The organism is Bradyrhizobium sp. UNPF46, from assembly GCF_006658625.1.
GTDB lineage: Bacteria > Pseudomonadota > Alphaproteobacteria > Rhizobiales > Xanthobacteraceae > Bradyrhizobium > Bradyrhizobium nitroreducens.
Window position 1 is genome coordinate 128935 of sequence record NZ_LFJB01000031.1, and the last position, 11573, is coordinate 140507.

Annotated in this window: 6 protein-coding genes and 1 tRNA gene; 3 read left to right on the plus strand and 4 right to left on the minus strand. The window is 66.1% G+C overall.

Going from position 1 to position 11573, the window contains the following annotated elements:
• Genes UNPF46_RS14200 through UNPF46_RS14210 form a run of 3 tightly spaced genes read right to left on the minus strand, consistent with a single transcriptional unit; the run spans position 1 to position 9197 of the window.
• Positions 1–1743, minus strand: a complete 1743-nt coding sequence (locus tag UNPF46_RS14200; protein ID WP_142250416.1) for an ArnT family glycosyltransferase — start codon at positions 1741–1743, stop codon at positions 1–3.
• A gap of 51 nt (positions 1744–1794) precedes the next feature.
• The gene (pbpC, locus tag UNPF46_RS14205; protein ID WP_142250417.1) at positions 1795–3987 is read right to left on the minus strand and encodes a penicillin-binding protein 1C; all 2193 of its coding nucleotides are present in this window, start codon (positions 3985–3987) and stop codon (positions 1795–1797) included.
• Between the two features lie 5 nt (positions 3988–3992).
• Positions 3993–9197, minus strand: coding sequence for an alpha-2-macroglobulin family protein (locus tag UNPF46_RS14210; RefSeq protein ID WP_142250418.1), 5205 nt, complete (start codon positions 9195–9197; stop codon positions 3993–3995).
• 403 nt (positions 9198–9600) lie between these two features.
• Here UNPF46_RS14210 and UNPF46_RS14215 point away from each other — a divergent pair.
• Positions 9601–9677, plus strand: a tRNA-Arg gene (locus UNPF46_RS14215).
• A gap of 141 nt (positions 9678–9818) precedes the next feature.
• Complete coding sequence (locus UNPF46_RS14220; protein ID WP_246668650.1) at positions 9819–10055, plus strand: hypothetical protein; 237 nt, start codon at positions 9819–9821, stop codon at positions 10053–10055.
• 156 nt (positions 10056–10211) lie between these two features.
• On the opposite strand, the gene UNPF46_RS14225 is transcribed toward UNPF46_RS14220, so the two are convergent.
• Complete coding sequence (locus tag UNPF46_RS14225; RefSeq protein WP_100177506.1) at positions 10212–10430, minus strand: hypothetical protein; 219 nt, start codon at positions 10428–10430, stop codon at positions 10212–10214.
• A 639-nt stretch (positions 10431–11069) separates the two neighbouring features.
• Here UNPF46_RS14225 and UNPF46_RS37490 point away from each other — a divergent pair.
• On the plus strand, positions 11070–11243 hold the full coding sequence (locus UNPF46_RS37490) for a hypothetical protein (protein ID WP_100177507.1): 174 nt from the start codon (positions 11070–11072) through the stop codon (positions 11241–11243).
• The last annotated feature ends 330 nt before the right edge of the window (positions 11244–11573 follow it).

The window sequence follows — 11573 nt, forward strand, 5'->3', positions numbered from 1 at the left end:
CTACTCGGTGCCTTCCGACCGGAAGATCGAGATCGAGATCGCGCGTCCCTGCGAGAAATTGTAGCCCTCGATGCGGGTGCCGACCTTGTAGCGCAGCCCGATCGCCTCGGCGCGCTGCACGAAGCTGCGCTCCGAGCGCTGCTCGACCAGTGCGAAGCGGCAGCTTCCCTGCCGCAGGAAATCCGCCGCGCCCGAGCCGTCGGTGAGCAGCGTCTGCGTGCCCGTCAGGAACACGAGGCTCGGCTCGTGATAGCCGGCAGCAGCCGCCTTCGGCCCGACGCAGGTGACGTTGCGAAGCGCGCGTGCGACCTCGATGCTTGGGAATAGCGGCGTCAGCGACGGCAGCACGATGCCGTACACCGTCACCGCCAGCATCAGCGCGGCGACCAGCGCGTTGAGCAGCGAGCGCTCGGCGCGGTTGTTGTCGTAGAGCCACCACGCGAACAGGCCGAAGATCAGCGAGGCCGCGATGAACGGCCAGGCCACGAAGGCCGGCTGCCGCGTCAACATCACCGCGCCGACCACCGCGATGATCGAGGCGGCCGCCGGAATTGCGAACCACCAGGCCGAACCGCGCATCAGCCAGGAGCGCGACAGCACGCGCCGCTCCACCGCGCCGGCGGTGAGAATGGCGATGGCCGGATAGAGCGGCAGCACGTAATGCGGCAGCTTGGTCAGCACCGCCTCGAACACGATCCATGACGGGATCAGCCAGGCGAGCAGGAACTGTGCACCGGGCTCGCGCCGCGCCCGCCACACCGCGGGCGCCGCCATCGCCGCGAGCGGCGCGCCCGGCCAGAACGTGATCCAGAACAGCGCCAGATACATGCCGGGCGGCGCGCCGTGGGATTCCTGGGCGCCTAACTTGCTCAGCATGTCGCCGCCGACGGAGTCCGCAAAGAAGGCATCGCCCGCGCGCCAGAAGATCGCGACGAACCAGGGCAGCACCAGCACCAGCATCCACATCAGGCCCCAGACCGGGCGCAGCTTCCACAGCCAGGAGGCATCGCGGTCCTGGATCGCGAGCGCAACGATGGTCAGCCCTGCGAACATCAGGATCAGCGGCCCCTTGATCAGGATGCCGACCGCAAGCGCCGTCCAGAAGATCGCGGGCCAGCTCCAGGGCGGATGCGTCTCGTCCTCGGCGCGCTGCCAGGAGAGGTAAGCCCGCGCCATCGCGCCCATGGCGGCTGTCACGCAGAACAGCAGCATGGCGTCGGTCTTGGCGAGCCGCGCCTCGACGCCGAGCAGCACGGAGGCGCACATCAGGAGTGCGGACAGCACCGCGGCGCGCCGCGTGACGAAGCCGAGCGCGGCCCAATAGGTCATGAGCACCGCGCCGATCGCCCCGATCAGCGACGGCAGCCGGTAAACCCAGATGCGCAATTCAGCCTTCGGCAGCTTCAGCGCCGAGGCAGCTTCAACCGCAACCGATTGCAACCAGTAGATGCCGACAGGCTTCTTGTAGCGGACGTCCTCCTGGAAGCGGATATCGACATAGTCGCCGCTCTCGACCATCTGCTTGGTGGCCTGGGCGAACCGCGCCTCGTCGCGATCAACAGGCGGGATCGTGAAGAAGCCCGGCAGGAACAACAGCAGCGCGCACAGCAGCAGGAAGGCAACGGCGCGGGCATGGCTGGCCGTGGCGATGTCGAGCATGGTCACGAGCCGGCTGCCCGGATTTACGGGCGATTTCGGCTCGCGGGGCGCTCCAAAACGGGGGCTGGGATAGGTCTCGGCCATCGGTTCCGCTTACGCTGAAACCGCCATTCCGACAACCGGTTAAGGCTGAGGTCATTGAATTCGAATGACGACTGTGTCCGCGGCGCCCGTAGCGTCGATCACGGTGAGCCGCGCAAAGCCGGGACCAGGTGGATCGATCAGGCGCTGGCGGCGGCCGTCGATCTCGCCAAGCGCGATGCCGTTAACCATGACGGTCATGGGCAGCACGCCGCCGGCGACCTTGACCGGCATCGCTGCACTCTCCTGCCCCCCGGAGCGATCGACATCGATCCGCGAGCCGTTCAGCGGAAACTGGATATGCAGCGCCTGCTCGCGGCCGGTCCGCACCAGCTCCCCGACGGGGCGGAACCGCTTCAGCGGCAACGGCAGCTTGGCGTTGCTGGCGACCAGGGTTCCCCTCGGCGGCTTCGGCAAGGGAGCCAGCGTCTTGCCGGTGCGGGCGAAGGCATCGAACAGGATCGGTGCGGCGGCGACGCGCCCGATCAGGCCGGGAACCGGCGCGCCGTCGGGCCGGCCGACCCAGACGCCGATCGTCATCCGGCCGTCGAACCCGACCGACCAAGCGTCACGATAGCCGTAGGAGGTGCCGGTCTTGAAGGCGATGCGGTTGTGAGCGGCGTTCTCCGGCGGCGGCGTGCCCAAAAGCACGTTGCCGACCTGCCAGGCCGCAACCTGATCCAGCAGCCGAAGCGGCTCGCGGTCGTCCTTGTCCGCCATGACCTCGCGCAAAGGCTTGGTGGTGCCGAGGCGGGCGAAGCCGGTGTAGAGCTGGGCGAGATCCTGCAGCGTCACGCCGACGCCGCCGAGACCCATGGCGAGCCCCGGCGCTTCGTCCTTGGGCAGAACCAGATTGCCGCCGGCCTGGCGCAGCCGCGAGGCCAGCCGGCTCGAGCCGACGCGGTCGAGCAGCACGATCGCCGGCACGTTCAAGGATAATTGCAGCGCCTTCCTCACCGGCACCGTGCCCTGGAAGGTCATGTCGAAATTTTCCGGCGCGTAGGAGCCGAAGCGAACGGGACGATCGTCGATCAGGCTTTCCGGATGAACAAAGCCGTCCTCGAAGGCGAGCCCGTAGATGAAAGGTTTCAGCGTCGAGCCCGGCGAGCGGATCGCGCGGGTCATGTCGACCTGCCCTGCCCGGCTCTCGTCGAAATAATCGGCTGAACCGACGCGGGCGAGCACATCCCCGCTCTCGTTATCGACCACGATGATGCCGACCGAAATGTTGGGTCCGAGCGCAATGGCGCGGTCGCGCGCCAGCGGCTCCAGCACCTTCTGCAAATTCGCATCGAGCGTGAGCTTGATGACCGGCTTATCCTTCACCGTCGACAGCGCGGTGTCGGACGCATGTGGCGCCAGGATCGGCATCGGCTTGCGCAGCTTTGGCACGGGCACGGCCTTGGCCAGCTTTGCGTCGTCTGCGCTGACCACTTGCTCCTCGACCATGCGGTCGAGCACGCGGTCGCGCGCCTTGCGCGCGGCCTCGGGATGGCGGTCGAGCCGGCGCGTCTCCGGCGATTGCGGCAGCGCCACCAGGAGCGCGGCTTCGGCCAACGACAGGCGCTTCGGTTCCTTGCCGAGGTAGCCGATCGAGGCGGAGCGGATGCCTTCGAGATTGCCGCCGTAAGGCGCCAGCGCGAGATAGAGATCGAGGATCTGCTCCTTGCTCAGGGTCCGCTCGATCTCGATGGCGCGCACCATCTGCCGCAGTTTTGCGTACAGCGAGCGCTGCCGCCGCGGCTCCATCAACCGCGCGAGCTGCATGCTGATGGTCGAGCCGCCCGACACGATGTGGCCGCGCGTTGCGAGCTGCAAGGCGGCCCGCCCCAGCGCCAGCGGGTCGATGCCGTCATGGGCATAGAAGCGCTGGTCTTCATAAGCGAGCAGCAGCTTCAGATAGGTCGGGTCGACGTTGGCTTTGGCGTCGACCGGCAGCCGCCAACGGCCGTCGGCCATCGCATAGGCCCGCAGCAGCTTGCCGTTGCGGTCGACGATGGTGGTGGAGACCTGGCGGGCTTCGTCGAGCGGGAGCGGACCGAGCGAGTAGACCCAGCCGACGAAGCCGATGATGGCGAGGATGAGGATGAAGGCGGCGGCTGAGAGGACGCGAAGGCCCCCACCCCTTGCTCCGTCATGGCCGGGCTCGTCCCGGCCATCGACGTTCTTCGTCGCGGCAGCAAAGTCCGTGGATGCCCGGGACGAGCCCGGGCATGACGACGGAGTTTGGGGCGCGATCTCGCTCATGTCACTCACTTCGCCGCCCGCACCTCGATCGTTCCCGTACCCGTCCGTCCGTACCGCGAGGGATTGTACATGTCCTCGACATAGGCCTGCGGCAGCACGTATTTGCCGGGCGAGACCACGCGCACGACATAGGCGACGGTGAAGACCGCCTTGGAATCCGAGGCGCGGTCGACGGCCGCGGTGAAGCGGTCGTCGCGGAACTCGGTGTTTTCAGGCTCCTCGCCATCCTCGATCCAGTCCAGCGTGCCGCTGTCGCCGGACGAAACCAGCTTCGGGTTGTCGATCTCGAGGCCGGCCGGCAGATAGTCGGACACCATGATGTGGCCGTACTCGGGCTTGGCCTCGGTGATCTTCAGCACCACCGCAAAGCGCTGGTTCTGCTTGACCTTGCTGATGTCGGCGGGCTTGCCGTCGAGCGTGAAGTAGTTGCGCTCGATCTTGAAGCCGTTCGATGCCGCCGGCTCCGGCGTCACCGGCGAGCCCGACACCGAGACCACCGCCTGCACCGGCGCATCGCCGGTGTTGGTGATCTTCAGCGGCTTGCCATCCAGCGTCGCGGCCTTGTAGCTGCGATAGAGCGCAGTCTTGACCGGTTGGCCGTCCACTTCCATGGAGAGGTTCTCCTTGGCCAGCGCCCGCGCCGCCAGCACCAGCCACGCATTCTCCTGCGTGGAGGTGTAGGGGGTGAGCCCACGCGCGGTCTCGACCCGGCTCACCGCTTGCGTCAGCGTCGCCTTCGGCGCGTTGCCCTCGCTGGCGAGCGAGACCAGAGCCGCGGCATCGCGGAGCTGCGAGCCGTAGTCGGTGCGGCCGAACTCCAGCATCGGCTTTGGCGCGAGGCTGTCGAGCGCGGCGCCGTAGACCCGCTCGGCACGGTTGCGGTCGCCGACCAGAGCGAGCGCCGCGGCAAGCTGCGACTTCGCGATCGGGGTCGCGAGGTTGTTCAGCTTGGTGTCGGCGAGATAGCGGAGATCGCCGATCGGCGCCGCGCCGTTGCGGGCGAGCACGTAGAGGCCGTAGGCGAGATCGCGCCCGCCGTCCTTCTCCGGCTCGTTGCCGTTGACGACGGAGTTTCTGACGCGGTCGAGTGCGTTCTTGAACAGCACGTCCGGCACCGCAAAGCCCTTTTCGCGGGCGCGGGTGAGGAAGTCCGTCACATAGGCATCGAGCCAGGCGTCGTCGCCGCCCGCCGACCACAGGCCGAACGACCCGTTCGAGCCCTGACGCGCCAGGAGCCGCTCGATCGCGTCGCGGATGCGCTGGTCGACCTCGGTGTCCATGGCCAGATGCGCGCCCGCCGCGAGCTCGTTGACATAGAGCAGCGGCATCGCGCGGCTCGTGATCTGCTCAGAGCAGCCATAGGGGTAGCGGTCGAGCGCTTTGAGGATGGTCGCGGCATCGAGCGCAGTCGACAGGCTCGCCGAGACCGAAACGCTGCCGGTGCCCGCTACGAGGTCGGAGAACATGTCCGAGGTCAGCGTCAGGCTCTCGCCCTTCGCCAGCGTCCGGATCGAGCGCCGCGCCAGCACCTGCGTCGCCGCCTTGACGTCGAACGCGTAGTGCCGCGCCAGCGTCAGGCCGTTCGGCCCCTTGATGTCGACGTCGAGCGTCGCCTGCCCCGCTGCGGTCGCATCGACCGCAAGCGAGAACGAGTTGCGCTGCTTGGCGGCGAGCTTGACCGTGGTCGCGGGGTTGCCGGTCATCTTCACCGGCCCGCCCGTCTTCACGTTGATGACGTAATCGCCGGCCTGGCCTTCGACATTGTCGATCTCGAGGTTGACCGTGCCGTGGTCGCCATTGAGCAGGAAGCGCGGCAGGGTCGTGGTCAGCACCACGGGGTCGCGGATCACGACATCCGTGTTGGCGCGGCCGAGCTTGGTCGCGGTCCACGCCACCGCCATCACCCGCGCCGTGCCGGCGAACTCCGGCATGTCGAAGTCCACCTCGGCTGTGCCGTCGGCGCCGACCGTGACGATGCCCGAGTAGAGCGCGAGCGGCTTTTGCGTGGGCGGCGAGCCCTGCAGCTCGGCGGCCCCGGCGTCGCCGCCGGACTTGATCTGGCCGCGCGTGCCGGACATGCCGTCGATCAATTGCCCATAGAGGTCGCGGATCTCCGCGCTCAGGCGGCGCTGGCCAAGATAATAATCGTCCGGCGCCGGCGGCTTGTAGTTGGTGAGATTGAGAATGCCGACGTCGACCGCGGCAATGACGATCTTGGCGTCCTCGCCCGGATTGAGCCCTTCGAGCTTGACCGGGATCTTCAGCGTCGAATTCGGACGGACCAGCGGCGGCGGGGACAGCTTCACCTGCAAGGTGCGGGTCTGCTTGTCGATGCCGAACCATTTCAGGCCGATCGCGCGGCCCGGCATGCGCTGGGCCGCCGCATCGAGCGGCCGGCGCAGCGTCGCCACCACGTAAGCGCCGGTGCCCCAGTCCTTGCCGACCGGGAGCTTCACCTGCGCGGTGCCTTCCTTGACGTCGATGGTCTGCGTCGTCAGCAAGCGGTCGCCGAGCACGTTGATGGTGAGCTTGCCGGCACTGCGGACGTTGACCGACACCGTCATGGTGTCGCCGGAAGCATATTGCGGCTTGTCGATCGAGGTCTCCAGCAGGTCCGGCGTGTCGGCGCTGCCGTCGGAATACCAGCCGACGTCGAACTGCACCGAGGTCACGGGGCCATCGGCGTCGTTCGACTTCACATCGAGCCGGTAGCGGCCGGGTTGGGGGCTCAGCGAAATCCGCGCCGGCTTGTCGGCGGCAATGGTCACGTCACCGTCGGCGACGCGCGAGGTCGACTTGACCGGCTCGTACTCCCAGTAATTGTTCTGACGATACCATTGATAGCGCGACTCCATCTTCAGGAGCTCGTAGCGCAGGCCGTCGCGGCGCAGCTTCTCGCCCTCGGGCGAGACGAACACGACGTCGAACTCGGCCTTGTCGCCCTCGGCGACGTTCTTGTCGCCGAACAGCGGCTTGATGCCGATCTGCGCCACGCTGGGCGCGACCGGCAGCACGATCTTGCGCTCGACGGCGCGGCCGCCGGTCTCGACCATGCGGACGAAGATCTGCGCCTCCTGCGGACGGGTCGAGGTCGGCTGCTTGTCCAGCGTCACCGGGAAGGTCGCGACGCCATTGGCGTCGGCCTCGGGCAAGTTTTCCAGCGGCGTGCGCTCGTTCGAGTTGGTCTCCTCGTCGGCGACGCCGAACTGGTAGCCGGCAAAGCCGGGACGCTCAGTCGCGGGCGCGATCAGCATGTCGCCTTCGAGTGCAAGACCCGAGGCCGGCGCGCCATAGAGGAAATGGCCGTCCGCCTTAAGCTCCACAGGAGCGTTAGCTTTGATCAGCTTGTCCTTGGCGGACAAGTCGAATTCGATCCTGTCAGGGACGTAATCCTCGACCATGAAGGTGGTCTCGCCGACCGAAGCGCCCTTCGGGTCGGTGAAGGCACGTACCCGCCACGTCCCCGTCGGCACGGCCGAATTGAGCGGCACGGCCAGCGTGCGACCGCCGGCGCCCTGGTCGGACAGCACGGCGCGGCGGAATTCGACGCCGTCGGGGCGCTCGATCACCAGGGTCATCGGGCCGCCGGTCACGGCGTTGCCCTGCCCGTCGCGCAGGAGGGCGGTGAGGTAGACGGTCTCGCTGGAGCGATAGACGCCGCGCTCGGCATAGACGAAGGCATCGGCGCCCGCAGGCACTGCGCGGCCGGAGACGCCGCGGTCGGACAGGTCGAAGGCGGAGGTCTTCAGGCTGAGGAAGGCATAATCGGCCTTCTCGCCGGTGACCGTCAGCATCGCCGGCGACAGGCCGCCCTCGCCGCGCGCAAGGCCCGCCTCGAACAGCACATGGCCGGAATCATCGGTCTTGCGGGTTGCCAGAATCTCGTTGTTGCGGGCAACCAGCCGCACCTCGGCCTTGCCGACCGGATCGGTCGAGGCCAGCGAATTGACGAACACGTGGATGCCGTCATTGCCGGAATAGGCGGTGACGCCGAGATCGGAGACGATGAACCATTGCGTCGCGAGCTGGTACTCGTCGTCCGAGCCCGGGCCCTTGGCGGCAGCCGTCATCACGTAGACGCCGGGCTGAAGCTCGCCGAGCGCCTGGTCGACCGGGAATGCCGTGGTGACGTCCTGATTCAGCGTCATCGCGGTGGCGAGCTCGCCGGTCCAGACCTTGACGCCGCGCTCGTCGCCGAGATCGCTGAGCTGGTATTTCGACAGCGTCTTCTGGAAGTCGCTGTCGACCACCGTGTTGATCAGGTTGCGGTCGCCGATCCGGAACACGTTGATGTTGACCGCGGGCGTGTTGACGCTGACCACGGGAATGCCGCGCTGGCCGGTCCGGGGCAGCACATAGGCGCGGCTGGTGAAGCGCACGAACGGCTTGCGGTCGCGCACATAGATGTTGAACTCGGCCGATTTCGGCAGCCCCTCCTTTACTGTGGACGGCAGGCCGGCGCGCAAATTGATGTTGTAGCGCTCGCCATGCTTCAGCCCGTCGACGCAGAGCTGCTTGCCCTCGGCCGAGAGCGCCGGCTTGTCCTGGCCCGCCAGCGCCAGGAATGGCGCAAAGTCGGTGCGTTTGGCCAATTCCTCCGAGAACTGGAAGCAGGCCCGCGGGCTCGCCGAATCCGAGTCCACGGTGTAATCGAGCAGCCGGAAGCCGTGCTCATCGCGCATCTTCTCGTATTGGCCGCGGACGTCGGCGACCTCGCGCATGTCGAGCGACAGCCGCAGCGCATCCAGCGCCGGCCGCCACAGCTTGCGTTCGGCCAGCGACTTGCCGAGCACGGCGAGCGCCTCGGCCTCCTCGCCCGGATTGCCGGCACGCTGGTAGGCGATGTAGGCCGCGGTCGAGGCGCGCTCCAGCAGGAAGGTTTGCTCGCTCGAGCTCTTCGGCGAGATCTGGAAGATGACCTTCGCCAGCCGCAGCCAGTTGCCGGTATCCTCCGGCGTGGTCGCCGCGATCTGGCCGAGCACCGACAGGCCGGTGCGGAAATCATTGCGCCGGAACGCGGCGTCGGCGTCCGTCTTCAGGGTCGCGTTGGTCTTGGCGACCGGCCCCGCCTCGCTCTTGATCTGCGCTTCCAGCTTGATCGCGGAATCGGCGAGATCGTCGCGCTTGAACGCCTTGTCGGCAGCTTGCGCTGAGCTGAGGCCGAGCGCCAGCGCGGCGCAGATTGTGACGGCGCGAACAAGACCGATCATGATGGACTCCCGGAAATCGCGGACAGCCGCCCGCAGGCAGCATGAAATGCGCGGAAAGGTGACGGACTCAAGGCGATGGAACCAAAGGTGCAAATCGTCGCATTCGCCATGGAAAGGCAAGCCCAGAGGAGACCGATCAAGATACCGCCGCGCACGCCGTCCTGATGGCGCAGCAATACCCGACCCGTCGACCGGCGGCCACATCCCGGAAGCTGGCCAGCGTTCCCGGCGATGTGATCCATCGTCCAGTCCGCTGCCGCTCAACCCGGCACCCTGACATGCCACCGTCTCGCTTTGTCGCTGCATTAAGCAAAACGGTTCGGTTCAGGCTTGGCGAAAGACGATATTTTTCCTATTGGCATGATAGATGACCAGCCGGCCCCCAAACCGGGCGGCAAAAGACGGTCCCGTAGCTCAACTGGATAGAGCATCAGATTTCTACTCTGAGGGTTGCAGGTTCGATTCCTGCCGGGATCGCCAGTCGCATTCGCCGATCAACCGCCTTCACGAACGCGTGGGTAACCATACGCCGGCCTTTGACCGGCGCCGATCAGCCCTATCTATGCGGCGGGCGAATTGCGCCCGACAGGTTTCTTGATGCAGCAATCCGAATTGACGAGAATGGCGATCGCCTCCGTGGTGGCGATCGGTGCGATGTCGTATCTGGCAATCGACGCGGGCGTGGTGAACACCAGTGTGGTCACCAAGCCGATCAAGGTGGCTCAAGCCTCCATCGTCGGTGCGGCCATGGGCCAGCATCATCTTGCCTTCGCCGTTCAGGAGTGGGCGCGTCCCAGCCACGCCAACAACGAAACCCACGAAAAGCCCGTTGTGGAGCATTGCCTGGCGGTCGACTGATCAAGTCGTCCTTCCGGGCTATCTGACAAGCGAGGCCCCTTGGGGGCCTTTCGTTTGTTCACGGTCCGACTCCGCTTCGTTCGCACAGCACGAATCGCAACCGGAGAAATCAGCACGACGCTTTTCTTAATGTCGCGTTTCATCCATCCAATTTGTTCAGGCGCTGACCGTCACGAGCACCGGCCGTAACCGGTACGCGTCGATCGCAGCGTTCGACAGCAGCAGTCTGCGCCGCTCTCCTCGCAGCATCATGCGATCTATCCTGTTCAGGATGAAGCGGGCTGACTCCCTGGGCTCGCCCGTCAGCAGACCCGAGCGGTCGAGATATTTCCAGGCAATCTCGAAAGACTGTGCGCGTAACTCGGGGTCGGTCATGGCCGACCAACGCCCCGAAGGGAACGGAGGTTCCTATGTCAGCGCGATCGAAGCGCGCCGCCCCGCGCAACGCCCGCTCATCCGAGCGGAACGGGATCGCGACCGGTGCGTTGTTGGCATGAAATCGAGTGGTGCCGATCAGCCAGCCCCGATCGGCTTTGAAAGGCCCCGTGCTTGTCCCCCGAGCACGGGGCTTTCTTCTCATGCAGGCCGGGCTAAGCCGTGCCGCCAATTGTCTTGGAGAAGGTTTTCAGTCCGTCTGCTCATTGCGCCGGTCGCGAGCCAGTTCGTGCCAGGCCAAAGCGAGCTGGATCAGGCGCTGCCGGTCGGCGCCTTCCGATGCCGCGGCCTGCTTCATTGCGGCCTCGGCCTCACGCTGTGGATCGTACTTGGTACACATGCGGCGGACCCTAGCCCGCCATCTGGACAAGGGAATGGCAATTTCGTCCGTATGATTGCGGGGTGACGCCTGCCCCCCGCGGCACCACCCTCACTACAAGCATGCAACAATGACGAAGCCGTGAGGCTGGCCGCATTCAGCCAATCTGTGAATGGCGTCACAGTGTTGGCCTGGCATCTCGGTTAGACCATGTCTCGACGCGTCAGGGAGCGCGATCGCATCGATGGTTGGTTTCCGTCATGGCACAACAAGCAGCAGCCTCAGCAAACGTCCCGACGCGACGGCCAAGGATCATTCTGAGAATCGATCTGCTGGGAATTGCCTATCTCGGGACCATCGGCATCGTGATGCTGGCCTGGCTTACCGGCCTGGTCTGGGGCGCGCTGGCGTTCTTCAACTGGCTCGTGGCTTGACGCAAGGCAACTGGCCTGGTCACGAGCAAGGCGCTTTCCCGAGCAAGGCTTGCCGCCGGGATCGTGAGCTAAAGCAGGCAGTGCATCACCTGCCCCATCTTGATCCCCCCACAAACAATCATAGCCCAAAGCGCCAAGCTGATCTGGATGGCATCCAGCATGTCCCACGTCCCCGCGAATCAATTCCCGTCCAATTTTTCTTTTGAGAATCGCGTGAAGAGGCACCGGTAGCCAAGTGCTATTTTGCGGCAGTTGTTGTGCGACGCCGAACGCGGCGCCGGCACAGCCATCCGGACAAGCAAAGAGAGGCGGGCCTTTCGCCCGCCTCTC